Annotated in this window: 26 protein-coding genes and 1 pseudogene; 19 read left to right on the plus strand and 8 right to left on the minus strand. The window is 61.2% G+C overall.

Translation table 11 applies throughout. The features are described 5' to 3' along the window. Positions 1 to 78: 78 nt before the first annotated feature. From DU506_RS07420 to DU506_RS07435, 4 genes are all read left to right on the plus strand, one after another. Positions 79 to 738 (plus strand): YfgM family protein, encoded by a 660-nt coding sequence (locus DU506_RS07420; protein WP_114486299.1) that lies wholly within the window; start codon positions 79 to 81, stop codon positions 736 to 738. Continuing rightward, entirely contained in the window at positions 735 to 1904 is a 1170-nt protein-coding gene (gene bamB / locus DU506_RS07425; RefSeq protein ID WP_114486300.1) for an outer membrane protein assembly factor BamB, read from the plus strand. The genes DU506_RS07420 and bamB overlap by 4 nt, the downstream gene beginning before the upstream one ends. Further along, the gene (gene der / locus DU506_RS07430; RefSeq protein WP_114486301.1) at positions 1901 to 3304 is read left to right on the plus strand and encodes a ribosome biogenesis GTPase Der; all 1404 of its coding nucleotides are present in this window, start codon (positions 1901 to 1903) and stop codon (positions 3302 to 3304) included. The genes bamB and der overlap by 4 nt, the downstream gene beginning before the upstream one ends. Positions 3305 to 3484: 180 nt before the next feature. Continuing rightward, complete coding sequence (locus DU506_RS07435; RefSeq protein WP_114486302.1) at positions 3485 to 4114, plus strand: hypothetical protein; 630 nt, start codon at positions 3485 to 3487, stop codon at positions 4112 to 4114. On the opposite strand, the gene DU506_RS07440 is transcribed toward DU506_RS07435, so the two are convergent. Next, positions 4111 to 4980 (minus strand): ATP-binding protein, encoded by an 870-nt coding sequence (locus DU506_RS07440; RefSeq protein ID WP_114486303.1) that lies wholly within the window; start codon positions 4978 to 4980, stop codon positions 4111 to 4113. The genes DU506_RS07435 and DU506_RS07440 overlap by 4 nt on opposite strands. Positions 4981 to 5115: 135 nt before the next feature. On the opposite strand from DU506_RS07440, the gene DU506_RS07445 reads away from it, so the two are divergent. Continuing rightward, entirely contained in the window at positions 5116 to 5916 is an 801-nt protein-coding gene (locus DU506_RS07445; RefSeq protein WP_114486304.1) for a M48 family metallopeptidase, read from the plus strand. Positions 5917 to 6027: 111 nt separating this feature from the next. Next, positions 6028 to 6285 carry a hypothetical protein gene (locus DU506_RS07450; RefSeq protein ID WP_114486305.1) on the plus strand — a complete coding sequence of 86 codons (258 nt, stop codon included), beginning with the start codon at positions 6028 to 6030 and terminating at the stop codon, positions 6283 to 6285. A 22-nt stretch (positions 6286 to 6307) separates the two neighbouring features. On the opposite strand, the gene DU506_RS07455 is transcribed toward DU506_RS07450, so the two are convergent. The 6 genes from DU506_RS07455 to DU506_RS07480 are packed head-to-tail and all read right to left on the minus strand — an operon-like array spanning position 6308 to position 11740. Next, positions 6308 to 7081 (minus strand): alpha/beta fold hydrolase, encoded by a 774-nt coding sequence (locus tag DU506_RS07455; protein WP_114486306.1) that lies wholly within the window; start codon positions 7079 to 7081, stop codon positions 6308 to 6310. A 25-nt stretch (positions 7082 to 7106) separates the two neighbouring features. Beyond that, positions 7107 to 7925, minus strand: a complete 819-nt coding sequence (aroE, locus tag DU506_RS07460) for a shikimate dehydrogenase (protein ID WP_114486307.1) — start codon at positions 7923 to 7925, stop codon at positions 7107 to 7109. Next, complete coding sequence (gene hemF / locus DU506_RS07465) at positions 7922 to 8875, minus strand: oxygen-dependent coproporphyrinogen oxidase (RefSeq protein WP_114486308.1); 954 nt, start codon at positions 8873 to 8875, stop codon at positions 7922 to 7924. Before hemF ends, aroE begins: the two co-directional genes overlap by 4 nt. Before the next feature lie 42 nt (positions 8876 to 8917). Then, the gene (gene tsaC / locus DU506_RS07470; protein ID WP_114486309.1) at positions 8918 to 9475 is read right to left on the minus strand and encodes an L-threonylcarbamoyladenylate synthase type 1 TsaC; all 558 of its coding nucleotides are present in this window, start codon (positions 9473 to 9475) and stop codon (positions 8918 to 8920) included. A gap of 41 nt (positions 9476 to 9516) precedes the next feature. Next, positions 9517 to 10674: a DNA-processing protein DprA gene (gene dprA / locus DU506_RS07475; protein ID WP_114486310.1), complete on the minus strand. Its 1158-nt coding sequence runs from the start codon at positions 10672 to 10674 to the stop codon at positions 9517 to 9519. 46 nt (positions 10675 to 10720) lie between these two features. Then, the gene (locus DU506_RS07480; protein ID WP_415843571.1) at positions 10721 to 11740 is read right to left on the minus strand and encodes a LysM peptidoglycan-binding domain-containing protein; all 1020 of its coding nucleotides are present in this window, start codon (positions 11738 to 11740) and stop codon (positions 10721 to 10723) included. A 212-nt stretch (positions 11741 to 11952) separates the two neighbouring features. On the opposite strand from DU506_RS07480, the gene def reads away from it, so the two are divergent. The 7 genes from def (at position 11953) to DU506_RS07515 (ending at position 19524) form a co-directional block, all read left to right on the plus strand. After that, entirely contained in the window at positions 11953 to 12465 is a 513-nt protein-coding gene (def, locus tag DU506_RS07485) for a peptide deformylase (protein ID WP_114486332.1), read from the plus strand. Between the two features lie 146 nt (positions 12466 to 12611). After that, a complete protein-coding gene (fmt, locus tag DU506_RS07490; RefSeq protein ID WP_114486311.1) occupies positions 12612 to 13595 on the plus strand; it encodes a methionyl-tRNA formyltransferase in 984 nt (327 codons plus the stop codon). Beyond that, positions 13592 to 14950, plus strand: a complete 1359-nt coding sequence (gene rsmB, locus DU506_RS07495; RefSeq protein ID WP_114486312.1) for a 16S rRNA (cytosine(967)-C(5))-methyltransferase RsmB — start codon at positions 13592 to 13594, stop codon at positions 14948 to 14950. The genes fmt and rsmB overlap by 4 nt, the downstream gene beginning before the upstream one ends. A gap of 109 nt (positions 14951 to 15059) precedes the next feature. Next, entirely contained in the window at positions 15060 to 15266 is a 207-nt protein-coding gene (locus tag DU506_RS07500) for a dodecin (protein WP_114486313.1), read from the plus strand. 102 nt (positions 15267 to 15368) lie between these two features. Beyond that, entirely contained in the window at positions 15369 to 16742 is a 1374-nt protein-coding gene (trkA, locus tag DU506_RS07505; protein WP_114486314.1) for a Trk system potassium transporter TrkA, read from the plus strand. 43 nt (positions 16743 to 16785) lie between these two features. Then, complete coding sequence (locus tag DU506_RS07510) at positions 16786 to 18234, plus strand: TrkH family potassium uptake protein (protein WP_114486315.1); 1449 nt, start codon at positions 16786 to 16788, stop codon at positions 18232 to 18234. 39 nt (positions 18235 to 18273) lie between these two features. Further along, on the plus strand, positions 18274 to 19524 hold the full coding sequence (locus tag DU506_RS07515) for a TraB/GumN family protein (RefSeq protein WP_114486316.1): 1251 nt from the start codon (positions 18274 to 18276) through the stop codon (positions 19522 to 19524). 48 nt (positions 19525 to 19572) lie between these two features. Here the strand turns inward: DU506_RS07515 and DU506_RS07520 are convergent, their stop codons facing one another. Next, positions 19573 to 20331 carry a tRNA-uridine aminocarboxypropyltransferase gene (locus tag DU506_RS07520; RefSeq protein ID WP_114486317.1) on the minus strand — a complete coding sequence of 253 codons (759 nt, stop codon included), beginning with the start codon at positions 20329 to 20331 and terminating at the stop codon, positions 19573 to 19575. Positions 20332 to 20520: 189 nt separating this feature from the next. Here DU506_RS07520 and bioB point away from each other — a divergent pair, with 189 nt between their 5' ends. The 6 genes and pseudogenes from bioB to DU506_RS07550 all read left to right on the plus strand — a co-directional run. Next, the gene (gene bioB, locus DU506_RS07525) at positions 20521 to 21591 is read left to right on the plus strand and encodes a biotin synthase BioB (RefSeq protein ID WP_114486318.1); all 1071 of its coding nucleotides are present in this window, start codon (positions 20521 to 20523) and stop codon (positions 21589 to 21591) included. After that, positions 21575 to 22738, plus strand: a complete 1164-nt coding sequence (gene bioF, locus DU506_RS07530; RefSeq protein WP_114486319.1) for an 8-amino-7-oxononanoate synthase — start codon at positions 21575 to 21577, stop codon at positions 22736 to 22738. The genes bioB and bioF overlap by 17 nt, the downstream gene beginning before the upstream one ends. Continuing rightward, on the plus strand, positions 22735 to 23466 hold the full coding sequence (locus tag DU506_RS07535) for an alpha/beta fold hydrolase (RefSeq protein ID WP_114486320.1): 732 nt from the start codon (positions 22735 to 22737) through the stop codon (positions 23464 to 23466). The genes bioF and DU506_RS07535 overlap by 4 nt, the downstream gene beginning before the upstream one ends. After that, positions 23463 to 24257 carry a methyltransferase domain-containing protein gene (locus DU506_RS07540; RefSeq protein ID WP_114486321.1) on the plus strand — a complete coding sequence of 265 codons (795 nt, stop codon included), beginning with the start codon at positions 23463 to 23465 and terminating at the stop codon, positions 24255 to 24257. The genes DU506_RS07535 and DU506_RS07540 overlap by 4 nt, the downstream gene beginning before the upstream one ends. Then, entirely contained in the window at positions 24254 to 25039 is a 786-nt protein-coding gene (bioD, locus tag DU506_RS07545) for a dethiobiotin synthase (protein WP_114486322.1), read from the plus strand. The genes DU506_RS07540 and bioD overlap by 4 nt, the downstream gene beginning before the upstream one ends. Beyond that, positions 25003 to 25863, plus strand: a pseudogene (locus DU506_RS07550) (aminotransferase class III-fold pyridoxal phosphate-dependent enzyme); the annotation flags it as partial. The gene bioD and the pseudogene DU506_RS07550, both read left to right, overlap by 37 nt. Positions 25864 to 25966 lie beyond the last annotated feature (103 nt).

The raw sequence follows: 25966 nt of genomic DNA on the forward strand, positions 1-25966 counted from the left end.
AACGCCCGCTGACAACCAACAGAAGTCGCGTAACCCTACGCTCAACGTCCAACGATAAGACAAGACAGGAGACCGCCCGTGGCGGAGCTGAGAACCGAAGAAGAACAGCTGGATGCGATCAAGCGCTGGTGGAAAGAAAACGGCACCTCCCTGATCGTTGGTGTGGCACTCACTGCCGCAGGTATTTTCGGCTGGAACGCCTGGGAGACCCATCAGGAAAATCAGGCTCAAACTGCCTCATTGCGCTACCAGCAGCTGACTAACCTGAGCGCGGCCGACGAGCTCGATGAAGAAGCGCTTAGCGAGGCCCGCCGCCTGGTCAGCGAAATCACCGACAACCACGCGGATACCCTGTATGCCGAGATGGCACTGTTGCTGGACGCCAACATGGCCGCCCAACAAGGGGATCTTGAAACAACCCGGACCGTGCTTGAACAGGTGATCGCCGACTCCTCACGGCCTTACGTGAAAAGTCTGGCCTGGCTGCGTCTGGCTCGGGCGGAATTGGCCGATGGCAACCCGGAGCGCGCCCTCGAGTTACTCGATGAACCTATCAGTGATTCCCTGGCCGCCCAACGCGCCAACGTGCGTGGTGACGCCTACTTCGCCCTGAACCGTGAAGACGATGCGCGCAACGCCTGGAACGAAGCCCTGAACCTGGCTGAAAACCAGGAACAACCCCTTTACGGTGTTCAGTTCAAGCTGGATGACCTCGGCACTCAGGAGACTGCGCTATGACAGCTTTTCGTCTTTCACGCCGTTTCGCCACCCTGACCGCCGGTATGCTGGCCTTGGGGCTTATTGCCGGTTGTGCCAGCAAAGGCGCGCCGGTATATACCCCCGCGGAGCTGAGCAGTTTCGAAGAAACCTCCCAACTGGACACCCAGTGGCGCCACGACATCGGCAGCGGCCTGGGGCGGGCGCGTTATCCCATCGCCCCGGCACGTGAGGGCGACACCCTATTCGCCGCCGACGTTGAAGGCCGGGTGGTAGCGCTGGACGCCGACGACGGTTCACGCCAATGGCAGGTCGACCTGGATGCTCCCGTTTCCAGCGGACTAACGGCTGTCGCTGGCCAGCTGTATCTGGGCACCCGCAATGGTGAAGTGCTGGCACTTTCCCAGCAGGACGGCAGCGTCACCTGGCGCTCGCGCGCCTCCAGCGAAGTACTGGCGGCACCTCAGGCCAACCAGCAGTTGTTGATCGTGCAAAGCGTCGATGGCAACGTCACCGCGCTGGATCGGCAAAGCGGCGCAGAACGCTGGGTATATACGAGTTCACAGCCCGCGCTGACGCTACGCGGCACCGCCACGCCCCAGGTGATCGACCCGGTCACCTTTACCGGCTTGGCCAATGGCCGCCTGGTAACGCTGGACAACCGCAGCGGTCAGCCACTGTGGGACATGCAAATCGCCACGCCCCAGGGCCGCAGCGAAATCGACCGCCTGGTGGATATCACCAGTCAGCCGGTTCTGACCCCGGATGGGCGCTTATACGTCACCAGCTACAACGGGCGCCTGGTCGCAATTGAAGCCACTCGCGGTGAAGTGCTCTGGGAGCGCGAACACTCCAGTCGCCACACCCCGATTCTGGTGGGCGACTTCCTGTTCACAGTCAACGATGCCAGCCATGTGCTGGCGCTCGATGCCGAAAACGGCCGCGAAATCTGGCGTAACGACACACTGGAAGGTCGCTGGCTCACCGCTCCGGCCTTTGCTGACGGGCGCCTGGTATTCGGCGATTTCGAAGGCTACCTGCATTTGCTCGATGCCCGTGAAGGTGAACTGGTGGGGCGTACCCGCATTCACAAGTCAGGCATCAGCGTACGTCCGGTGACCGAAGGTAATATCATTCATGTGCTGACCAATAATGGTCGCCTGGAAACTCTGGAAGTAACACCATGACCCCAGTCATTGCCCTGGTCGGCCGCCCTAATGTGGGCAAGTCGACCCTGTTCAACCGCCTGACCCGCTCACGCGATGCGCTGGTCGCCGACTTCCCGGGGCTGACCCGGGATCGCAAGTACGGTAACGGCATGTTGGGCGGCAAGACCTACACAGTCATCGACACCGGCGGCATCAGCGGCAACGAAGAAGGCATCGACGCCGCCATGGCCGAGCAATCGCTGGCGGCGATCGATGAAGCCGATATCGTGCTGTTCATGGTCGATGCCCGGGCCGGACTCAACGTGGCTGACGAAGCGATTGCCAACCATCTGCGCGTCAACCAGAAAAAGACCTGGGTAGTGGTCAACAAGACCGACGGTCTGGAAGAGCATTCGGCAATGGCCGACTTCTGGAAACTCGGCCTGGGGGACCCCTTCCCGATCGCCGCTGCGCATGGACGCAATGTCTCCAGCTTGATCGACATCGTGCTGGAGCCTTTCCCCGAGCGTGATGAAAGCATTCCCGCCGACACCGGCAGCAAGGGCATTCGCATCGGCGTAATCGGTCGCCCCAACGTGGGCAAGTCGACCCTGGTCAATCGTCTGCTCGGCGAAGAACGGGTGGTGGTCTTCGATGAAGCTGGCACCACCCGCGATGCCATCGAGATTCCCTTCGAACGCCGCGGCAAGCCTTTCGTGCTGATCGATACCGCCGGGGTTCGGCGACGCAAGAATGTCAGCGAAATTGCGGAAAAGTTCTCGATCATCAAGACCCTCGAGGCAATCAAGGAATGCCACGTTGCCGTCATGGTGCTCGATGCCCGCACCGGTCTGGTCGAGCAGGACATGCACCTGCTGGATTACGTCCTTACCTCCGGGCGTGCTCTGGTGCTGGCGGTCAACAAGTGGGATGGCCTGGAAAGCGAAGCCAAGGACAAGATGCGCAGCGAGATCAAGCGTCGTCTGGGCTTTGCCGACTATGCCGAGATGCATTTCATTTCAGCCCTGCACGGCACGGCGGTGGGCGATCTTTATCCGTCCATCGAGCGCGCCTTCGAGGCTGCCAATGCCCATTGGTCGACCAACCGCCTGACCACCTTGCTGCAGGATGCGGTAAGCCAGAACCCGCCCCCCATGGTGCATGGCCGGCGTATCAAGCTGCGCATGGCTCACCAGGGCGGCAGCAATCCGCCGATCATCGTGGTGCACGGCAACCAGACCGGCTCGGTACCCGAGTCGTATCGACGTTACCTGATCAACATCTTTCGCAAGGTGCTCAAGGTCCGCGGTACGCCCATGCGTTTCGAGTTTCGTTCCGGTTCGAACCCCTTCGATCAGATGGCCGGCGCCAGCGACAAGGAAAAGGCCAAGAAGCGCGAACTCAACCGCACCAAGGAGGCGCGCAAGAGCCGTCGCTAACGCTGTAACCCCCCCCTGAAACGCTTTGCAAAGCGCCTGCCGGAATCCGTCCAGTAGGCGTTTTTAGCATTAGCGGCACCTTAACGAATTGACTTGACAGCCCTCTGCATCGGCTCTCAAATAGCCGCGCTTTTCGACGGTCACCCCTTATACCCTTTGCCCTTCTTGGGAGGGATCTCCATGCACTATGTTACTAACTGCGGGGCTATTAACCGCGGGCGCGGCGTTGTCTTGTTGCTGTTGGCAAGCTTGCTGTCGGGCTGCCTTGCGCTTCCCCAAACGGGCTTGTTTGCCTTTCGCCTGGCCGTGACCTCATTGGGCGTCGAAGAGGTCCGTATTGGCCCCTATAGCCTTCAGGCGGGGCTTGATACCAGCGACCTGTCCAGCTTGCTCGTCTCTAGCCTTGGGGCCGGCAGTCTGTCGGTGCAGGCCACATTGGCGATGGGTCTGGGGCTACCCGCCGGCATGCCCGCCGTCGAGATGTCAGGATTTCGCTGGACGCTGGATATGCCGGGCGTCGAACCGGTTCAGGGCCAGTACCAGCAGGACGTAATGCTGACGTCAGGGGACGACGCTAAATTACGCCTGCCCGTCGCCTTCGATATTTTCGCTACCGACACTCAGCGCATGGCGCCGATGCTGGATCTTGCCCGCCAGTTGTCCTCCCAGGGCGAGCTGCCCCCGGGCAGTGAACTGGCCATCACCCCAGGGGACTTGCGTGGTTTGGGCATGACGCTGCCCGCCGGGTTATTCACCCCCACCATCCGCCTCAATGTCGGCGAGGATGGCCGGCTAATTCCTCAGCATTAACTATGTTCCGCCAAGCGCTTGCGGCCTATCCACTGGGCCGCAAACTGCCAGGCGGTACGGCCGCTGCGCCCGCCCCTCAGGGTGGCAAAGCGAATCGCCTCGGCGCGTGCCTCAGGCCCCCAATCCTGGGGCTCACCCAACTGCGATACCCAATGACAACAGGCTTCAAGATAGACATCCTGATCGAAGGGATAAAAGCCCAGCCACAGGCCGAAACGATCCGACAGCGAGATTTTCTCCTCCACCGCATCGCCGTGGTGCAGCTCGTTACCCACCAGGCGTGAGCCCTGATTGTCATCCATGGATTCCGGCAGCAAATGCCGGCGATTCGAGGTGGCGTACAACAGCACATTGGCCGGCGGTCCGGTGAGAGCCCCATCCAACACGCTTTTCAATGCCTTGTAGGCATCGTCATGCCCCTCGAAGGAAAGATCATCGCAGTACACCACAAAGCGGTGAGGTTGATGGCGCAGCTGTTCCACCAGCATCGGCAAGCCGGAAAGATCATGGCGGTCCACCTGAATGATCCGTAACCCCTGTGGAGCAAGAGAGTTGAGCAACGCCCGAATCAACGACGACTTACCACTCCCCCGTGACCCCCACAAAAGCGCATGATTGGCCGGGTAACCTTCGAGAAACGCCCGGGTATTGTCCACCAGTGCCAGCTTCTGACGTTCGATGCCCAGTAGATCATCCAGACTCAGGGCGTCACGCGGCGGCACCGGGAGCAACCGCCCACCCAAGGGATGGCGCTGCCATAAAGCCGCCACATGCGTGTCCCAGTCCATCGTCTCGGGTATCGGTGGCAACCAGTGTTCGGCCTGTTCCAGCACATTCGCCAACCGGCGGCTCAACTCGGCATCCATGGCTATCTCCTCGTGACTATAAAACGATAGTTGACCTTACAACGCTTCCGGGTATCTTGTGGGGAATATCCCGTATCGTCTGGCCTTTCATTGGTACGGATCATGCATTTTACTTTGCTGCAAAGGATTTTCTCCATGCGCTGGTTCCGCCCGCTCGCCATTGGCGCCTTATGCGCTGCTCTTGCCGCCTGCACCACCTCACCCACAGGCCGCTCGCAATTACTTTTGCTCTCCGATCAACAGCTCAATGAAATGGGGCGCGAGGCCTTCATGCAGTACCAGCAGGACCTTCCCACGGCAGGTGGCGCCAGCCAGCGTTACGTGCAGTGCATTGCCGATGCGGTGGTAGCCGAATTGCCTCCCCAGGAGCGTGACCAGGGCTGGGAGATTCGGGTCTTCGAATCCGAACAGCCTAATGCGTTCGCTTTGCCCGGTGGCTATATGGGGGTCAACACCGGGATGCTCGACATTGCCGAGAACCAGGATCAACTGGCCTCGGTCATCGCCCATGAAATCGCCCATGTGTTAGCCAACCATGCCAACGAACGCGCCTCCACTCAGAGCGCTACCCAACTGGGCTTGTCGGTCATTTCCAGTGCTTCCGGCTTGCAAGGCCCCGGCGGCCAGCAATTGATGGGCGTCTTGGGAATGGGCGCGCAATACGGCATCATCCTGCCCTTCTCGCGGCGCCATGAAAGCGAAGCGGATACCATCGGCCTGCACTTGATGGCCCAAGCGGGTTTCGATCCACGTGCCAGCGTTACCCTGTGGCAAAACATGCAGGCCGCTTCCGATGGCTCTCCCCCGGCCTGGTTGTCGACCCACCCCAGCCAGGGCCAACGCATCGATGGTTTGCAGGCAGACATGGATCGCGCCCTGGAAATGTATGATCAGGCGCGTAAAAGCGACCGCACCCCCAACTGCCCACGCCCGTAAATCCGCGCACCTCCCGACACTGAGCCCTTGAGCGGGCTCAGTGCTTTTCAGTGTTCACGAAAGCATCAACGCTTTCGTGAACACTCAAGCATTTTTAAGAGAGGTAACTGTATGATTCGAATTGGTTTATTGCTGCTGATACTGCCGATTTTCATTCTACTTGGGGTATATTTCTGGGAGCTCGGCGACGTGCGTGAGTGTCAGCTGGGAGGTGGTTACTGGGACTATGTAGCGGGCGTTTGTAGCGAAACACCCCAGCCATTTGTGTCCTGGCTGGAGCGTTATCCGTGGCTGGTCAATGGCGGCATGCTGTTGTCAGTGGTGGGTCTCGGCCTGTGCATGGTCGGGTTTTACGTCAAGAAGCGTTAAGTTGGGGCAAAAATAAAGCTTTTCACCGCAGAAAGCTTTTTACTAAAGACATAACGCAAGCTTCGTTTTCACGATGCGGCACATGCCCGCAACCCGCGATTATCTCGGTAACGGCAGGCCCCGTCGTGAGGCCAGCAATGCGCTCGGGGTGCCGGGTTGATCCGTATTCGTCATGCTCGCCATGGATGGCAAGCGTGGGACAGGTCACCCTGGGTAGCGCCGAGTCCAGATTCCAGGTCCGGAAATCTTCCGATAGCCAAGTATCAATCCAGGCACTCAGCACCCATTCGGCCTTTTCAGCGTGATATTTTTGCAGGCGCTCCCGCTGGTTGAGCTCGGAAAAAGCCTGCCTGGCGTCGAGAATCCCTGCGAGCGTGCGGTCTTCGACAAACGCCTGGGCGGCCTCGGTGATCAGCGCATCACACTTATCCGAGTAAAGGCCTGCCGTCACGGCGGCCATTCCGCCTCCCACGCTATGCCCGAACACCACAAAACGATCCAGCGCCAGCTGCTCGCGCAGGGCGGCAAAGGTGCCTTTCGCTTCGTCACTTACAAAGCTCAAGGACAGTTGCCCTGGAAAGGGGTCGGAGCGCCCGAAGCCCAGCCGGTCATAAGCCACCACCTCACGCCCGGTTGCCTGGGATAGCCGGGCCGGAAAGTCTCGCCATAGCGCGACACACCCCAAGGAATCGTGGAACAGCACGATGGGAGGAAGACCGCCTTCGACAGGCTCGGCCGGACGCCAGCTAACCGCATAGACGCGGCCCTGGGGCACGTCGATCCAATGCTCTTTCACACAAGACTCCTCGGGTATCAAAGCTTCAGTAATTCAGCGACTGACGCAGGGTGTCGCGCACCATGCTGGTATCCGGGTGAACGTTACGCCACAGAAAAAACGATTCCGCGGCCTGTTCCACCAGCATTCCCAATCCATCGAGCAGCTTGGCGCCACGCGGCCCGGCCCATTGCAGAAACACCGTCGGCTCTGAGCCGTACATCATGTCGTAGGCCCAGCCGCCCTTGTTGAAAAGTTGCTCCGGCAAGGGCGGCAAGTCGCCTGCAAGGCTGGCGCTGGTGCCGTTGATCACCAGATCGAAAGTGCCTTGAATATCCTCGTAACCACCGCCCTGAACCTTGCCCAGATCGGCGAAGTCATCGGCCAATTGCTGCGCCTTCGTGGCCGTGCGGTTGGCGATGACCACCTCGCTCGGCGCTTTTTGCAGCAGTGGCTCGAGAAGACCGCGCACCGCCCCCCCCGCGCCTAGCACCAGGATTCGTTTGCCAGCCAGTTCCAGCCGGTGGTAGGCCAGATCCCGCACCAGCCCCACGCCGTCGGTCGTATCGCCGTAAGTGCGCCCGTTGCCGCCCAGGATCAGGGTATTGACCGCCCCGGCGCGCTTGGCGCGATGACTCAGGGTATCGCACATTTCAAAGGCGGTTTGCTTAAACGGCAGGGTCACGTTGGCGCCTCGCCCGCCGTCGGCCACAAACTGCCGCCAAGCGTCGACAAAGCCATCCAGCGGTGCCTCAATGGCGGAATACTCAATGGACTGGCCGGTCTGGTGGGCGAATTCCGCATGAATCAACGGTGACTTGGAGTGCTCGACCGGATGGCCGAATACGCAGTAACGGTCCGTCATATTGAAGGCTCCTGGGCTGAATTTTCCCCCTGAGCGGCTTCATCGAGCCAGTCGCGGGGAATGAGGTAGTCTCGGGTAAGCACGGCTTCAGGGCTCTCGGGGTCGGGTTGCCAGTCGTATTCCCACCGAGCCAGTGGCGGCAACGACATCAGAATGGATTCGGTGCGCCCACCGCTTTGCAGTCCGAATAGGGTGCCACGATCCCATACCAGATTGAATTCGACATAACGCCCACGCCGATAAAGCTGAAAATCGCGTTCGCGTTCGCCCCATTGATAATGACGCCGCCGCTCGACAATCGGCAGGTAGGCGTCCAGAAAGCTGTCGCCCACGGCGCGCTGGAAGGCGAAGCAGGTTTCAAAGCCCCAGTCGTTCAAGTCATCGAAGAACAGCCCCCCTACTCCGCGGGTCTCCTCGCGATGCTTGAGAAAGAAGTACTCGTCGCACCAGGCCTTGTAGCGTGGATAAACCTCTTCCCCGAACGGCAGGCAGGCGGCTCGCGATACGCGGTGCCAATGCAGCACATCTTCGAGCACCGGATAGAACGGCGTCAGGTCGAAGCCGCCCCCGAACCACCATACCGGCGGTTCGCCCTCCTTCTCGGCGATAAAAAAGCGCACATTGCCGTGGCTGGTGGGTACATGGGGGTTATGGGGATGCATCACCCAGGAGACGCCCACCGCATGAAAACTGCGCCCGGCCAATTCCGGCCGAGCGGCCGTCGCTGAAGGGGGCAAGGTGGCACCGTACACATGCGAGAAATTGATCCCGCCCTTTTCGAACAGGGCACCGTTCTCGATCACTCGAGAGCGACCGCCTCCGCCGTCTTCGCGCTGCCAGTTGTCTTCCTTGAAATGACCCACACCATCCGCCGCCGCCAGGCCTTCACAGAGACGATCCTGCAAGTCCAGCAGGTAGTGTTTTACATCATCGAGACGCTCATGAGTCACGCTGCCTCCTCGCTTAGAGTCCGTTAGTCAAAATAGCGCCCATCATTCGCGCAACACCTGGCCGCTGACCAGGTCACGAATGCGGCTGGGACGAGAATTCCCGCCCAGCTTGCCATCCAGGACGCCATCCAGTTGATCGCCGAAAATCCCCACGACCTCATCAGAGCTCATCGCCGGTGACTCGCCGGTGCGGTTGGCTGAGGTCGAGACCAGCGGCCCACCAAAGGCGTCGCACAAGGCAGCCATGCCGGGGTGGTCGGTCACACGCAACGCCACCCGGCTATGGGCGCCACGCACCAGACCGTGGCTGCGGCCGTTATCGGGCACCAACCAGGTATTCGGCCCCGGCCAGCTGGCCACCAGGGGTGCATGCAGGGCTAGCGGCAACCCTTCAAGCCAGGATTGAAACTGGTCGATATGGGCCGCCACCAGTATCACGCCCTTGGCCGGGTCTCGCTCTTTGAGGCGCATCAGCCGAGCCAGGGCGGCATCGTTATCCGGGTCACAGCTAAGCCCCCATACCGCTTCGGTGGGGCAAGCGATCACACCGCCACTGCGCAGGGCGCCAACAGCGGTTTCAAGGTCGAAAGCCTGGTTCATCTGTTCTCCTGAGAGTTGGAATCAAGCGCTTTGGCATGGTATCACGCAGGCGGCAGGCGCACCCAGCCACCGGCCTGCTGCGTGACCCAGCCATCCAGTTCGAGCATCAGCAGGCGTTGCTGGCAGTCGCTGACCGACACGTCGGATGCCTGTACCAGCGCATCGTTGGGGGTGGGCGAGGCACTCAGCCAGCGCAGCAGATCGTCCGGCAGCGGCCCTTCCATCCCGGTTGTGGGGTTTTCGGACGGTGCTGATGGCGCAGTGGTCAATAATGGGTCTGTCGTGTCGATAGCCATGAGAGCATCAGAGGGAAGAAAGCTGGAGGCCCAGTGCCCAAGCTCGCCCAGAATGTCCTGGGCGTCACGCACCAGATGGGCGTGGCCTTCACGGATGAGATTGAGACAGCCGCGCGCCTGAACGTTGTGAATCGAGCCCGGCAGCGCAAACAGCTCGCGGTCCTGTTCCAGCGCCAGGCGCGCGCTGACCAGCGAACCGCTTTTTTCCGCCGCTTCCACCACCAACACGCCCAGAGACAGGCCGGTGACGATCCGGTTACGGCGAGGGAAAAACGCCGGCCGGGCCCGGGTACCCGGCGGGTGCTCGGAAAGCAACAGCCCGCCTGGCGTTTCGGTTAGACGTTGATGCAATTCACGATGCCGCGGTGGATATATCACATCCGTACCACACCCCAGCACCGCCACGCTGGCGCCACCGGCATCCAGTGCCGCCTGCTGGGCGATGCCGTCTACGCCCAGCGCCATCCCACTGACGATGCACCAGCCACGCCGGGAAAGCTCCCTGGCGAAAGCCCTAGCGTTGTCCACCCCTTCCTGGGTGGGCCGGCGGGTACCCACCACGACAAGGGTGGGCGAGTTCAGTGCCTGGAGATCACCTTGCACCCACAGCACCGCCGGCGGGTCGGGCAACTGCCTGAGCAATGTCGGCCAATCCGGGTGATCCGGATGCAGCAAATGGCGCCCGGGTGCGCCATCCAGCCAGGCTTGGGTGTATTCGAGGATGTCTCTCAGCGGGCTGCGCGCGGGATGTTCAAGCCATAGCCGAAGTGCCTGGGCGGCTTTCTGGGGCATCCCGGCAAGCCAACCTTGTGGCCATTTGGGTTCGCGGGCGGCAAGTTCGGCAATACGCAGCGGCCCCATACCGGGCAGCGAGGCCACTACCAACCATTCCCTGGCACCCATACGTCCTCCTTGATTTGTTTTTATCCAGCTCACTTCAATGCCACGATCAATCCGGCCGGTGCACGCGGTCGCCCACTTCGAGTGAACGTGAGGCGCGCATCACCAAGGCATAACTCACTTGATCGTAAGGCCGAAATACCAGTACCGCCCCGGCCTCTTCGCCAGGCAATTGCAGCACTTCCTGAGTACGGGGGTCATGCACCCGTTCGCCTTGCTGCTCCACCCGCAGCACATGCCCCGGCTGCAAGCCGTGCAGAGTGCCGCGATTTAGAGTGACGACCTGTAGCCGCCCAATGAAGCGCACCCCGCCCGGCGCGGCGATAATGCTTCCTTCAATGTCATTGAGAGGCGGGCGCGGCTGAAATTCGCTTAGCAGCGTACGGCTTTCCAGCGGCAGGACGATATCGTTGTTGCGAACTTCGCGGCGGGTTTCGAGTAATTCCAGCTGGACGATATCGCCTTCGGTGCGTACATGCCGCGCCTCACCGATGCCTTCGAGTTCCTGGCCCAGAAAGTCACCTTCCGGGGACAGATAGGCCTCCCCCATGCGATAGATACCGAAGCGCCCGCTACCGCTGACACGGCCTCGGGCATAGAGGCGATCCCCGGCACCGCTGATCAAGCGCCGATCGTCGCCCGCCACCACATACGCCAGTTCATCGAGGCTTTCCGGATCATTCACCACCCGGTGGTCATTGAGGAAGGCACGGGTGATATTCAGCGGGATCGGTTCGATGGCTTCGCGTGCGGGGGTCGTGCGCATTTGAGGTGACAGCTTGACGACATTGCGGCCTCGCTCGAGCTTCACGCAAGGGCTGCCGTTGCAGTCATGCAGGGTCAGGTGATCGCCGGGGTAGATACGATGAGGATTGGCAATCTGCGGGTTTTCCCGCCATAACTCAGGCCACTGCCAGGGGCTTTCCAGAAAGCGCCCGGCGATGTCCCACAAGGTATCGCCGGATACCACGGTATAGCGCTCGGGGGCGGAGTGATGCAGGTTATTCCAATCGAGTGCTTGCGCCGCCGCCGAACCGGTTCCCCCCACCACACCGATGGCGGCAATCAGACAAGCCGTCAGCCGACGCAACCTGCGCTGCGCCCGGCACCCGGTGTTGGAATCTTTGCTGTATGTATTCACTCGCACCTGCCTCCAAGGAACATTCTCGGCATGGTATAGTCTCACGCTATCATGATGATAGGTATTGGGTGGTTCCCCGGAACGTCCCCGCTGCCTAGAATATGCCTTACAGACATCAGCACAACGGTGATTCCAACGCCATGGCCAAATTACCCATTCTTGAATTCCCCGATGAGCGCCTGCGCACCAAGGCGATTGCCGTGGAAACCGTGGACGACGACGTACGCCGGCTGGTCGACGATATGCTGGAAACGATGTACGACGCCAACGGCATCGGCCTTGCCGCCACCCAGGTTGACATCCATCGCCGCGTGATCGTGATGGACGTCAGCGACGACCGCTCCAGCCCGCGGGTCTTCATCAATCCGGTTTACACCCCCCTGGGTGAAGAACGCGAGCCGCTGCAGGAAGGCTGCCTGTCGATTCCCGAATACTACGCCGACGTTTCCCGCGCATTGAAAGTGCATGTCACCGCCCTGGATCGTCACGGTGAACCGTTTGAACTCGAAGCCGACGGTCTGCTGGCCCACTGCATTCAACATGAGCATGACCACCTCGAAGGTGTGCTGTTCGTCGACTATCTATCGCCGCTCAAGCGCGACCGGATCATGAAGAAAATGCAGAAACGCCACAAGCAACTGCAGGACGCCTGACCCCCTTCGCTTAACCGTCAGGCTGTCCAATCCAACCAGCGCGACTCGTGTCGGGCCGAGAAAACTGCTTTCAAGCTTGTTTTCTCGGCCTTTGTCGTTAAGTTAGGCTTTATAATCACGCTCACACTCCTCAGGTGCTTGTTTTCATGTCTCGACCGTTGCGCATTGTCTTTGCCGGCACCCCGGATTTCGCCGCCGCCAGTCTTGCTGCCTTGCTGGAAAGCCGCCATCAGGTCATCGCGGTGTACACTCAGCCCGATCGACCCGCCGGGCGTGGGCGTAAGCTGACGCCCAGCCCGGTCAAGCAATTGGCCCTTGAGCATGAATTACCGGTGTACCAGCCCGCCTCGCTCAAGGCCGCCGAGGCCCAGTCACAACTCGCCGACCTGCAACCCGACATCATGGTCGTGGTGGCCTATGGGCTGCTGCTGCCCAAGGCGGTGCTGGAAATTCCCCGGCTGGGGTGCCTCAATGTGCATGCGTCGCTTCTACCCCGCTGGCGTGGGGCCGCGCCCATTCAGCGGGCCATTGAAGCCGGCGACCCGGAGTCAGGTGTCGCCATCATGCAGATGGATGAAGGCCTGGATACCGGCGCGGTGCTGCTCGAAGCGCGTACCCCGATCACCGCGACCACCACCGGTGGCGAACTCCACGACTCCCTGGCCACCCTGGGAGCCACCGCGCTGATAGATGCCCTGGAAGGCGTCGCTGAAGGCAAGATGACCCCCAGTCCCCAGTCTGAGGATGGCGTGACCTACGCGGCCAAGCTTTCCAAGGCCGAAGCCGAGCTGGACTTCACCCAAGGCGCCGCCACCCTGGCCGCCAAGGTGCGTGCCTTCAACCCCTGGCCGGTGGCCTGGTGCGCCTTGGGTGATGAACGCTTGCGCCTGTTGATGGCGCAAGCGGGGGAGCCTGCCCAGGAAGCCACTCCACCAGGAACGCTGCTGACACCCGGCGACGATTGCCTGCGGGTTGCCTGCGGACCGCAGGGCGAGGAAACCCTCGAAATCAGCCGCGCCCAACTGTCCGGTGGCAAAGCCATGGCCGTTCGCGACTTACTCAACGCCCGGCATCCACGTCTGGTACCAGGCTCACGCCTAGGCGCTAGCGACCAAGGAGTTACCCCATGAGCCGTAACAGCTCGCATAATAGCTCACGTCATAACGCTCCTGCGGCGGGCAGCGGCCAGGAAGTCCGCGCCGCCGCCGCTCGCGCCCTGGTGCCGGTGATCACCGATCAAGGCTCGCTTGCCGCCTTGGATGAATTCAGCGTGGTCGCTCGCGACCGTAGCCTGCTCAAGGCCCTGTGTTTCGGTACCTGCCGCAGCCTGCCACGACTCGAAGCGCTTGCCTCCCTGCTTCTCAAGCAACCGCTCAAGCGCCGGGACAGTGATGTCCAGGCGCTGCTATTGCTGGGCATCTATCAGCTGTTGTATCTGCGCATTCCCGCTCACGCCGCCGTGGGAGAAACCGCCGGTGCCGCCCGCCTTTTAGGCAAGAGCTGGGCCACTCGGGTGCTCAACGGCTGCTTGCGCCGGCTGCAACGCGAGTCAGAAGCCCTGCAGGAAGAGGTCGACCAGGATCCCAACGTGGCGCTGGAACATCCTGCCTGGCTGCTCGATGCATTGCGTCATGCTTGGCCGCAACAATGGCGCGAAATAGCCCAGGCCAATAACCAGCCGGGACCGATGACCTTGCGCGTCAATCGCCGCCACCTGGATCGTGAAGCCTATATCGAGATGCTCACCGAAAACGGTTTCTCCGGCACGCTATGCCCTCATGCACCGGACGGCATCACCTTGCACACACCCTGCGACGTCAGCGCTCTGCCCGGCTTTGCCCAGGGGCATGTCAGCGTTCAGGATGAAGCGGCTCAGCTTAGCGCCAACCTGCTCGGCCCGGCCCTGGCGCCGCGCCCCGGCGCACGCGTGCTGGATGCCTGCTGTGCCCCCGGTGGCAAGACGGCGCACCTGCTGGAGCAATTCGACAGCGCCTTGACCGCTATCGACAGCGACAACACCCGCCTGGCCCGCGTGGAAGACACCCTGGAGCGGCTGGGGCTCAAGGCGCAGCTGATCCATGCCGATGCCACCCAGAACGATTGGTGGGACGCCACGCCGTTTGACGCCATCCTGCTGGATGCGCCCTGCTCGGGTACCGGGGTGATTCGTCGCCATCCGGATATCAAGCGCTTGCGGCGCAAGGAAGACATCCGTTCTCTGGCCAAGCTACAGGCCGAGCTTCTGGATAGCCTCTGGCCGATGCTCCGCCCAGGTGGCACACTGCTGTATGCCACTTGTTCGGTATTGCCGCAGGAGAACTGCGATCAGATCAATGCTTTTCTTGAGCGCACCCCTGATGCGGCGGTCACCACACCCGAGGATGTCGCCTGGGGCCAGGCAAGCGGCAGCGGTCGCCAATTGTTTCCCGTAGAGGGCAGCCACGATGGCTTCTTCTATGCCAGACTAGAAAAGCGCCCTGCGTGATAAACGACTTGAACGCCCAAGAATGAGCTTTATGACAGCACCACTTCGAGGGTAGGTTCAAGCGTTTGTCTCACTAGCGCTTATTTCACTAGCAAAACAGGGAGAGCTCATGAGTCATCATACCTACAAGCATGTAGAGCTTACCGGCACCTCGGAAGTCAGCTCGGATGAGGCGGTAAAAAATGCCTTGGCCAAGGCCTCGCAATCACTCAAGCACATGCGCTGGTTTGAAGTGACCGACACCCGAGGCCATATCGAAGACGGTCAGGTGGCCCACTGGCAAGTCACCCTCAAGGTCGGTTTTACGCTGGAATAAGCGTCACCTACCTGCTTTTCATCGGCGGCTGGTTTACACTGGCCGCCGATTTATTGCGCCGCACAATTCGCGTCGGTGCTTAGCGACGGATAGGGTGACACGATGAAAATCATCATTCTCGGCGCCGGCCAAGTCGGCGGTACCTTGGCGGAGCACCTGGCCCGCGAAGAAAATGACATTACCGTGGTGGATACCGACGGTGCCCGACTGCGCGAGCTGCACACCAAGCTGGATATCCGCACGGTCACCGGGGCCGGTTCCTACCCCATGGTATTGCGTCAGGCCGGCTGCGCCGATGCCGACATGCTGATCGCCGTCACCAACTCCGACGAAGTCAACATGATCGCCTGCCAGGTGGCCCACACCCTGTTTCGCACCCCCACCAAGATCGCCCGGGTACGCGCCACCGCCTACCTCACCCGCAAGGGTCTATTCGCGCATGAAGCGGTGCCGATCGACGTTTTGATCAGCCCGGAGCAAGTGGTCACCGACCATGTACGCCGCCTGATCGAGCACCCCGGTGCTCTCCAGGTGCTGGAGTTTGCCGGAGGGCTGGTCCAGCTGGTCGCGGTCAAGGCGTTTTACGGCGGGCCGCTGGTAGGACAGGACCTAGCTTTTCTGCGCCGTCACATGCCCAACGTGGACACCCGGGTGGCCGCCATCTATCGGCGTAACCGGCCGATCATTCCACGCGGAAACACCGTGATCGAGTCTGATGACGAAGTATTCTTTCTCGCCGCCCGGCGCGATATTCGCGCGGTAATGAGCGAGCTGCGCCGCGTCGAGCGTGACTTTCGCCGCGTGGTGATCGCTGGCGGTGGCAATATCGGCGAGCGCCTGGCCGAACACCTCGAACACAGCCACCAGGTCAAGATCATCGAACACAGCCTGGAGCGCTGCACGCAGCTTTCCGAACGCCTTGACCGCACCGTGGTGCTCCACGGCAGCGCCACCAGCAAGCGCCTGCTCGAAGAAGAGAATATCGAAGACTGTGACATCTTCTGCGCCCTGACCAACGACGACGAAGTCAACATCATGTCGTCGCTGCTGGCCAAGCGCCTGGGGGCCAAGAAAGTCCTTACCCTGATCAATAACGCCGCCTACGTGGACCTGGTTCAGGGTGGCGAAATCGATATCGCCATCTCACCACAACAGGCCACCATCGGCAGCTTGCTCACCCACGTGCGCCGCGGTGATATCGTCAACGTTCACTCCCTGCGCCGGGGCGCGGCGGAAGCCATCGAAGCCATTGCCCACGGCGACAAGCAGTCCTCAAAAGTGGTCGGCCGGGCCATCGGCGAGATCGACCTGCCGGAAAGCACTACCATCGGCGCCATCGTGCGTGGCAAGGAAGTGCTGATCGCCCATGACGACGTGGTCGTGGAATCCGGCGACCATGTCATCCTGTTCGTCATCGATAAACGCCGAATTCGTGACGTGGAGCGGCTTTTCCAAGTCGGATTGAGCTTCTTCTGATGAGTAACGTTGCTTCGAGACAGCCGACCGGAAGGCCTACGCCATGAGCCTAAGAGTCATTCTGCGCATTCTTGGGTTGCTGCTGATGCTGTTCAGCCTGACCTTGCTGCCCCCGATTCTGATTTCATTATGGTTTCGTGACGGCGTCTGGGATGCCTTCGCAATCGGTGTGGTGATCACCGTGACCACCGGGCTGGTACTATTTCTGCCCAACCGCAACGAGCACAAGGAACTACGCATCCGTGATGGTTTCTTGATTGCATCCATGTTCTGGACGGTACTGGCCCTGTTCGGCTCCTTGCCACTGATGCTGTTCGGCGAAGGTTCGCTGACGATCACCGATGCAGTCTTCGAATCCTTCTCCGGCCTGACCACCACCGGCGCCACGGTGATTACCGGTATCGATTTTCTACCCGAATCGATTCTCTATTACCGCCAGCAGCTACAGTGGCTGGGCGGAATGGGGATCGTAGTGCTGGCGGTGGCGATTCTGCCTACCCTGGGGGTCGGCGGCATGGCCCTGTACCGCACGGAAATCCCCGGCCCGCTGAAAGATTCCAAGCTCACCCCGCGCATCACCGAAACCGCCAAGGCGCTCTGGTATATCTACGCCACCCTGACCATCACTTGCATGCTGGCCTACATGGCCGCCGGCATGAGCTGGTTCGATGCTCTGGGCCACAGCTTTTCCACCGTGGCGATCGGGGGGTTTTCTACTTACGATGCGAGTATCGGTTACTTCGATAGCGCCACTATCGAGCTGATCTGCGTGGGGTTCATGCTGATTTCCGCCTTCAGCTTCAGTCTGCACTTCATCGCCTGGCGCGAAAAACGCCTGACGCATTATTTCCAGGACCCCGAAGCGCGTTTTCTGATGTTGTTTCTGCTCGGGCTGACCGTCATCACGGTCGTTTCGCTATGGCTGACCAACACCTACGATACCGTGCGCGGCCTGCGCCACGGGTTATTCCAGGTAGTCTCCGTGGCGACCACCGCGGGCTTCGGAGTAGCCGACTTTTCCGCCTGGCCGGGGGCTTTACCCTTTCTGCTGTTCATGGCGGCGTTCGTCGGCGGCTGTTCCGGCTCCACCGGCGGCGGCATGAAAGTCATCCGCATTCTGCTGATCGTCAAGCAGGGCATGCGCGAAGTGATGCGTCTGATCCACCCCAACGCCGTGATTGCGGTAAAAATAGGCAAGGTCAGCGTACCCGATGGTATCGCCCAGGCTGTTTGGGGCTTTTTCTCGGTGTATGTATTGCTGTTTTTCTTGATGCTGGTTGGGGTGATGGCGACCGGTGTGGACCAGGTGACCGCCTGGTCGACCGTGGGGTCCGCCCTCAACAACCTCGGCCCCGCCCTGGGCGATGCCTCCAGTCATTACGGCAATCTGCCGGCACTGGCCAAATGGATTCTGGTCGTTGCCATGCTGCTGGGTCGCCTGGAAATTTTTACCGTATTGGTGCTGTTTACTCCCGCCTTCTGGCGGCGCTGAACGGGCCGGTATTCCCCGTATTGAATTGAGAGCTTGTTAATGACTGACGAATCCCAAACGCCGGCTTTCGATGCCCAGGACGCCACCACCCAGGCGCCGACTATCAGCGGTCCCCTTCAGGTGGTCACGGTAGGCAACACCCGCTACACCCTGTTGGGTACGGCCCACGTCTCGGCCCAGAGCGCCGACGACGTTCGCGGTTTGATTCAAGGCGGCGCCTTCGATGCCGTGGCCATCGAGCTGTGCGATGCCCGGCATCATAGCCTGGAAAATCCCGACGCCCTGGGTGAGCAGGACCTGTTTCAGATCTTTCGTGAAGGCAAGGCCGGTATGGTCGCGGCCAGCCTGGCGCTGGGCGCCTTTCAGCAGCGCATCGCCGACCAGTCCGGCATTCAACCCGGCGCGGAAATGCGGGCGGCGGTGGAAGAGGCTCGCCGCCATGAACTGCCGCTGCTGCTGATCGACCGGGACGTGGGCATTACGCTCAAGCGCATTTACAGCAACGTGCCTTGGTGGCAGCGTTTTTCACTGTTTTCCGGCTTGCTGGGCAGCGTGCTTTCGCGCCAGGAAATCTCCAGTGCCGACATCGAGAAGCTCAAGGAAGGCGACATGCTCGAAGCCACCTTCAACGAGTTTGCCGAACAGTCCGAAGCGCTCTATATTCCCTTGATCAGCGAGCGCGACCGTTACATGGCGCTGCGCCTGGCCGAGGAAGCACCGCCCGGGCGTTATCGCAATGTTCTGGTGGTACTCGGTGCCGGTCACCTGAAAGGCACCCAGGAACACCTTTCCACGCCCTTGCCGGAGTCGCCCACTCAGGAACGTGAAGCGCTTGAAGCCACCCCGCCACCGTCAAAACTCTGGAAAGCCCTGCCCTGGCTGATCACCGCCCTGGTACTCACCGGCTTTCTCATCGGCTTTTCACGCGACACCAACCTGGGCTGGCAACTGGTCATCGAATGGTTCCTGATCAATGGTGTGCTCTCGGCAGCAGCGACGTTAGTCGCCTTGGCGCATCCGTTCACGGTCATTGCGACCTTCTTTGCTGCGCCGCTAACCTCACTCAACCCCACCGTGGGTGCCGGGTTCGTCGCGGCCGGGGTCGAGCTCTACATGCGCAAGCCCAAGGTGCGCGATTTCTCGTCGCTGCGCCATGATGTCACCGCCCTCAAGGGGTGGTGGACCAACCGTGTCTCGCGCACTCTGCTGGTGTTCCTGCTGGCAACGCTGGGGTCTGCCGCCGGCACCTGGATCGCAGGCTTCCGCATTGCCGGCGCCCTGTTCGGGTAGCGCTCCCTTGGGCGCTTGCCTGAAAAGCCTGAGCCTTGCCTGAAAAGACTAAGCCTGACGCTCAAGCAGGCGCCGCATCGCCGGGGAAAGCTCATGGAGCTTGTGATAGCCCCGGCTGGCCGCGTAGCTTGCATTGAACACCTCGAAATAATCATCCAGCACTTCCGCTGCGTTCACATCGCCACTTTGTCGCAAGAGTTCTATGGCCACTTCCGCCGTACACAGGTGCGCACTGGAAGCCGGCTTGCGTAGCCGATAGCGGGTTTCCCGCTGAGTACAAAGCGGTAATACCGGCAGGTTTTCCAGATAAGGGCTTTTGCGAAACATTCGCCTCGCCTGGCGCCAAGTGCCGTCCAGGATGACGAATACCGGAATTTTAGCCTGGACCTTGGCCTCCCGTACCGCCTCGATATTAACCACCCGATCGGCATAATCCGGCTGATCGTCCGGGAAAATCACAAAAGGCGCATAACGCTTATCGGCCAGCAATGCCAGAAGCCCTTCATCCGGCGTGGTGCGATACCAAGTGAATACCTGGGTCTCGGGCAGCACATCACCAATCAAGCGTCCGGTATTGGTGGGTTTGTTATGTTCCAGGGAATGGGTCAGCAGCCATACCTGGGCAACGCTTTGCGCCTCCACCCGATAAGGACACAGGCAGTTCAAGACCGGCAAGTTGCACCCTGTGCAACGCTTGACAAAGCTGCCCCGCGCCTTGAACTCGCGGCTTGGCGGTTTCGGATACCCGGTGGCGGGGTCGCGTTCGCGTTCGCTTGACATTGCTGACGAGATTTCTGAATCCGGCATCCTGGCTCCAGCCATAAGGAAAGGCCGCCGAGTATAAAGCAGACGCCCGAGCGTGACGAACAGACCATGACGGCCAGGTTTGAGAGAAATCAGCCACATCGCGTAAACCAAAAACAAAAATCAGGTTGACTAGAAAAGCCGTCAGGTTTTAAGGTGCCGTCAACTATCAAGAAATAAAAGGTTTACCAGATGCCGGTCATTGCAACCCAACCCCGCCACGACTGGACGCTGGACGAGATCGATGCGCTCTTCGCCTTGCCGTTCAACGACCTGCTGTTCCAAGCTCAGCAGGTGCATCGTGCGCATTTCGATCCTAATGCGGTTCAGATCTCGACGCTGCTCTCGATCAAGACCGGTGCTTGCCCGGAAGACTGCAAATACTGCCCCCAGTCCGGCCATTACAACACCCAGCTGGACAAGGAAAAGCTGCTGGAAATCGAGAAAGTCGTGGAGCAGGCTCAGGCGGCGATCGATGCCGGAGCCAGCCGTTTCTGCATGGGCGCGGCCTGGAGAAGTCCGCGGGAAAAAGACCTGGACGTGGTGCTGGAAATGGTCAGCCGGGTCAAGGCGCTGGGGCTTGAAACCTGCATGACGCTGGGCATGGTGGATACCGCCCAGGCCAAGCGCCTCTCCGAAGCGGGGCTGGATTACTACAACCATAACCTGGACACCTCCCCGGATTATTACGCTGAGATCATCACAACCCGCAGCTTTGCCGACCGCCTGGATACCTTGGCCAATGTGCGCGAAGCCGGCATGAAGGTCTGCTCCGGCGGCATTCTAGGCATGGGTGAAGCTCCCCGTGACCGTAGCGCCTTGCTGCAACAGCTGGCCAAACTGGAACCGCATCCAGAATCGGTGCCCATCAACATGCTGGTCAAGGTACCCGGTACACCGCTGGAAGACGTCGAGGATCTTGACCCCATCGAATTCATCCGCGCCATTGCCGTGGCGCGCATTCTCATGCCGCAAAGCCACGTACGCCTTTCCGCCGGACGCGAGCAGATGAGCGAATCCACTCAGGCACTGGCGTTCATGGCCGGTGCCAATTCGATTTTCTACGGCGACAAGCTGCTCACCACCGGCAATCCTCAGGTCGATCGCGACAAGGCATTGTTCGCCAAGCTTGGCCTACACCCGGAGCGTCGCGATACCTGCCAAAGTGACGACCTTCACCAGGCGCAGCTCGCCCAGACCATCGCCCAGCAGGAAACCCAGCAACGCGCGGCGGCCCTGGCGGTGGATGTCAGTGGCGCCTGACGTCGACTCCCCTTGGCGGCATTGGCTCGATCAGCAGGCGCTCAACCGGCGTGAGCAGGGCCTATGGCGTCAACGCCGGGTGATGGGCAAGGGCTACCTGGATTTTGCCGGTAACGATTACCTCGGCCTGGCCCTTGATTCCCGAGTGATCGCCACCCAGGCCGAAGGCGCAAGGCGCTGGGGAGCCGGCGCAGGGGCGTCGCATCTGGTCAGCGGACATCTCGCCGTGCACGAGGAGCTCGAGCAGCGCCTCGCCGCCCTGGTGGGGCGCCCACGGGCACTGCTGTTTTCCACCGGCTACATGGCCAACCTGGGCGTGCTCCAGGCACTCTGCGATTCGCATACCGCGGTGTTTCAAGATCGCCTCAATCACGCCTCGCTGCTCGATGGCGCACGCCTGGCCGGGGCTCGTTCACGGCGCTTTCATCATCGCGATCTGGATGATCTTCACCTGCTGCTGGCTCGCAGCCGGGAAGAACGCAAGCTGGTGGTAAGCGACGGGGTATTCAGCATGGATGGCGATAGCGCCGACATTGCCGGGCTTGCCGCCACCGCGGCTTCGCATCAGGCCTGGCTGATGATCGACGACGCCCATGGCCTAGGCGTATTAGGTAGCGACGGCGATGGTTGCGTGGGCCGGGCCTACGATTGCGACCAGGTACCCATTCTGGTGGGCACGCTGGGCAAGGCGCTTGGCACGGCCGGGGCTTTCGTCGCCGGCAGCCAGGCGCTGATCGAACACCTGATTCAGTACGCCCGTGGGTACGTGTATACCACCGCGCAACCCCCGGCCATTGCCGCCGCCACCCTGGAAGCCTTGACGATACTTGAGCAGGAGCCCGAGCGCCGTACTCGCCTGCACGCCAACATTGCCTATTTTCGCCAAGCCGCCGCGCAAGCCGACTTGCCTCTCGCGGCGTCATCGACGCCCATCCAACCGCTGATGTTGCACGACACTGAACGGGCCATGCGCTGGGCCGAGCAGTTGAACTCGCACCATATAGCGGTAGGTGCCATCCGCGAGCCCACCGTGCCCAAGGGGCAGGCTCGCCTGCGGATCACCTTGAAAGCCACCCATCAGCGCCATGAGATCGACCGCTTGGTAAGTGCGCTGATCGAGTGCCAAGCTCGCGAAAGCGGCTCATGATCCACCTGACGCTGCTTTCCGGCTGGGGTGTGAACGCCCGGGTGTGGCAGCCGCTGGCGCCTCATTGGCCCGCCGACTGCCAGGTAAATACCGTGGAGTGGCCGGGCTACGCAGAGCACGATTCCGCTCCCCAAGCGCACGACCTAGCGGCGCTGGCCGAAGCCATGCGCGATACCTTATCCCCCGAGAGCATCTGGGTCGGGTGGTCGTTGGGCGGCTTGCTGGCGGCCTGTTTATTGAGCCATCTCCCTCCACCCAAGGCGTTGATACTCTTGGGAACAGGACCGAAATTCTGCCAGCTGGGCGGGGTAAGCAACACCGAACTGGGTGCCTTCCAGAAAGCGTTCGAGCGCGCCCCTGAAGCTACTTGGCGGCATTTTCTACGCTGGCAAACCCAAGGCGAGCCCAAACCAGGCGACGCCCACCGCCGTTTGCGGGACTTGCTCGGCAGTCGCCCCAGTGCCGATATCGCCACGCTGCGTGCCGGACTTGGCCACTTGGCCACCCTGGATGCCACCCGGATACTCGAACAGCCGCCGTGCCCGGTGCAGCATGTCTACGGCGGGCGGGACCATCTGGTGAGCCCCGAACAGCGCAAGCACGGCCTCTTGCTCGAAGGGGTCGGACATTGCCCCATGGTCTCCCAGCCCGTTCGGCTCGCCTTCACCTTGGCTCGCCTGGCCAAAGCATCAATGCTTAATTCATCCGTCCCGGAAGCGCATTCATGAGTGCCGCCACCCCCTTGCCGTTTTCCGCCTGCACTTGGCACCAGCAAGTGGCTCACGCCTTTTCCCGCGCCGCGCCGCATTACGATACCCGGGCCATGGCACAGCTTGAAATGGGAGAAAGACTCTGGCGACAGCTGCCTGCTTCGGCATTGCGGGTGCTGGACCTGGGTTGCGGCCCCGGCCTCTGGAGCGCACGGCTAGCACAGCATTACGGCGCACACAGCCGGGTTACCGGCATGGATATCGCCCCCGGCATGCTGCAAGTTGCCCGGCAACGCTACGGCAACCAGGTGGAGTGGCAACAGGGGGATGCCGCCGAGCTGCCCTTGGCCGGTAACGCCATCGATCTGGTATTTTCCAACCTGGCCATTCAGTGGTGTCCGTCACTCCTCCCGGTAATGCAGGAAATACAGCGGGTATTGCGCCCCGGCAGCCTCGCGCTGATCAATACCCTGCTGCCCGGCACTCTCCAGGAAGTCGCCGACGCCTGGCAACGTCCGCAAGCCTTGCTGCAGTTTCATTCCCGGCAGGACTACCTGAATGCCGCCCGAGAGGCAGGACTTGCCCTGGGGCACCACCAGACGCAGGCCGAACGGTTTTTCTACCCGGACATGGTCGCAGTGATGGCCTCGATCAAAGGGGTCGGGGCACAGGTCGCCCGACCCGGCCAGCGGCTGACCCGCCAAGCGCTGAACCAAGCCACTCAACGCTATGAACTGAAGCGCGAGCCCCAAGGCCTTCCGGTCAGTTACCAACGTTTGACCCTGAGACTGGAGAAGCCGCGTTCATGAGCCGATATTTTGTCACCGGCACCGATACCGATGTCGGCAAGACCCTGGTCACCGCCGCCCTTTTGGTCCGCGCCCGTGCCCAGGGGCTGAGTACCCTGGGGCTGAAACCCATCGCGTCCGGCAGCCATTCAACCCCTGAAGGGCTTCGCAACAGCGATGCGCTGAGCCTTCAATCCCAAAGCTACCCGCCACTTGACTACGCTCGGATCAACCCCTTCGCCTTCGCCCCGGCCATTGCCCCGCATCTGGCCGCACAGCAGGCGGGAACCGAACTGAGCGTGACCGGGATACTCCAGGCGCTTGAGCCGGCGCTGGCAAGCCCGCCTGATGTCACCCTGATAGAGGGCGCCGGCGGCTGGCGGGTACCACTCAACGATCGAGAAGACCTGAGCGAGCTGCCCCGGGCGCTTGAGCTTCCGGTGATTCTGGTCGTGGGATTGAAACTGGGGTGTCTCAATCATGCGCGCTTGACCGCCGAGGCCATCCGCGCCGACGGCCTGACGCTGGCCGGTTGGGTGGGTACGGTCATCGATCCGGCGTTTGCCGCGGATAACGCTCTGTTCGACGCCAACATGGCGACGCTTTCACGGACGCTGGGTGCGTCTGCAACGACAGTCTGCCTGGGCGTGATTCCACATCTTGGCGAGTCAACCGAGGTGCTGCGCATCGCCAAGGCCGCTGCCTATCTCAACCTTCCCCGGCAGGCCGCCGCCCTTTCCACCACTTCCCTTGCCACGGAGTCGCCATGCAGTCGCCTATCTGGCATCCCTACGCTCATCTGAAAACCCAGACACCGGCGCCCAAGGTCAGCGGTGGCCAAGGCGCCTGCTTCACCCTGGAAACCGACGAACAGCTATTGGATGCCACCTGTTCCTGGTGGTGCATGATCCACGGCTATGGCCATCCACGTCTGATCCAGGCCATTCGCGACCAGGCCGGAGAACTCTGCCATGTGATGCTCGGTGGGCTTAGCCATGAGCCTGCCGACCGCCTGGCCCGGGAACTGGTACGCATCACCCCGGCCGGGCTGAACCATGTGTTCTATTCCGACAGCGGCTCGGTGGGCATGGAAGTGGCCATGAAAATGGCCGTGCAATATCACCGTCTTCAGGGCAAGCCGCACAAGCACCGCATGCTCGCGCTGATGAAGGCCTATCACGGTGACACCGCAGGCTGCATGGCGGTATGCGACCCGGAAGAAGGCATGCACGGGCTGTTTTCCGGCTACCTGCCCCAGCATCATTTTGCCCCGGCGCCCACCGCCGCCTTCGAAGCCGACAAGGCGGATGTAGACCACGACCTGCAAGCGCTGCGTGCCGTGCTCGAACGGCATCATCATGAGATAGCGGCCCTGTTGATGGAGCCACTGCTACAGGCGGCCGGCGGCCTGAACATGACCTCGCCGCACTATGTGAAAGGCGCCAGGCAGCTATGTGACGAATTCGATGTGCTGTTGATCTTCGATGAAGTCGCCACCGGGTTCGGACGTACCGGCAAGATGTTCGCCGCCGACCATGCCAAGGTGACACCGGACATCATGGTGCTTTCCAAGGGCCTGACCGGCGGCTACCTGGGGCATGCGGCCACCCTAGCAGTCTGTCGGATTAAGGGGCGCGAATCGCAGAAGCAGCGTCCCTTCGTTGGTTTTTCCGCAGGGTAAGCAACCCTGCGGTTGGAAAGGCGCTTTCGCCTTCTACAGCCTTGTCTTG

Source organism: Vreelandella rituensis (assembly GCF_003336665.1).
Lineage (GTDB): Bacteria > Pseudomonadota > Gammaproteobacteria > Pseudomonadales > Halomonadaceae > Vreelandella > Vreelandella rituensis.

Excerpts from the sequence above, each read along its gene's own strand:
- bamB (WP_114486300.1), top strand. The coding sequence starts at position 735 with ATGACAGCTTTTCGTCTTTCACGCCGTTTCGCCACCCTGACCGCCGGT.
- der (WP_114486301.1), top strand. The coding sequence starts at position 1,901 with ATGACCCCAGTCATTGCCCTGGTCGGCCGCCCTAATGTGGGCAAGTCG.
- DU506_RS07435 (WP_114486302.1), top strand. The coding sequence starts at position 3,485 with ATGCACTATGTTACTAACTGCGGGGCTATTAACCGCGGGCGCGGCGTT.
- DU506_RS07440 (WP_114486303.1), bottom strand. The coding sequence starts at position 4,980 with ATGGATGCCGAGTTGAGCCGCCGGTTGGCGAATGTGCTGGAACAGGCC.
- DU506_RS07445 (WP_114486304.1), top strand. The coding sequence starts at position 5,116 with ATGCGCTGGTTCCGCCCGCTCGCCATTGGCGCCTTATGCGCTGCTCTT.
- DU506_RS07450 (WP_114486305.1), top strand. The coding sequence starts at position 6,028 with ATGATTCGAATTGGTTTATTGCTGCTGATACTGCCGATTTTCATTCTA.
- aroE (WP_114486307.1), bottom strand. The coding sequence starts at position 7,925 with ATGACGGACCGTTACTGCGTATTCGGCCATCCGGTCGAGCACTCCAAG.
- tsaC (WP_114486309.1), bottom strand. The coding sequence starts at position 9,475 with ATGAACCAGGCTTTCGACCTTGAAACCGCTGTTGGCGCCCTGCGCAGT.
- dprA (WP_114486310.1), bottom strand. The coding sequence starts at position 10,674 with ATGGGTGCCAGGGAATGGTTGGTAGTGGCCTCGCTGCCCGGTATGGGG.
- def (WP_114486332.1), top strand. The coding sequence starts at position 11,953 with ATGGCCAAATTACCCATTCTTGAATTCCCCGATGAGCGCCTGCGCACC.
- fmt (WP_114486311.1), top strand. The coding sequence starts at position 12,612 with ATGTCTCGACCGTTGCGCATTGTCTTTGCCGGCACCCCGGATTTCGCC.
- rsmB (WP_114486312.1), top strand. The coding sequence starts at position 13,592 with ATGAGCCGTAACAGCTCGCATAATAGCTCACGTCATAACGCTCCTGCG.
- DU506_RS07500 (WP_114486313.1), top strand. The coding sequence starts at position 15,060 with ATGAGTCATCATACCTACAAGCATGTAGAGCTTACCGGCACCTCGGAA.
- trkA (WP_114486314.1), top strand. The coding sequence starts at position 15,369 with ATGAAAATCATCATTCTCGGCGCCGGCCAAGTCGGCGGTACCTTGGCG.
- DU506_RS07510 (WP_114486315.1), top strand. The coding sequence starts at position 16,786 with ATGAGCCTAAGAGTCATTCTGCGCATTCTTGGGTTGCTGCTGATGCTG.
- DU506_RS07515 (WP_114486316.1), top strand. The coding sequence starts at position 18,274 with ATGACTGACGAATCCCAAACGCCGGCTTTCGATGCCCAGGACGCCACC.
- DU506_RS07520 (WP_114486317.1), bottom strand. The coding sequence starts at position 20,331 with ATGCCGGATTCAGAAATCTCGTCAGCAATGTCAAGCGAACGCGAACGC.
- bioB (WP_114486318.1), top strand. The coding sequence starts at position 20,521 with ATGCCGGTCATTGCAACCCAACCCCGCCACGACTGGACGCTGGACGAG.
- bioF (WP_114486319.1), top strand. The coding sequence starts at position 21,575 with ATGTCAGTGGCGCCTGACGTCGACTCCCCTTGGCGGCATTGGCTCGAT.
- DU506_RS07535 (WP_114486320.1), top strand. The coding sequence starts at position 22,735 with ATGATCCACCTGACGCTGCTTTCCGGCTGGGGTGTGAACGCCCGGGTG.
- DU506_RS07540 (WP_114486321.1), top strand. The coding sequence starts at position 23,463 with ATGAGTGCCGCCACCCCCTTGCCGTTTTCCGCCTGCACTTGGCACCAG.
- bioD (WP_114486322.1), top strand. The coding sequence starts at position 24,254 with ATGAGCCGATATTTTGTCACCGGCACCGATACCGATGTCGGCAAGACC.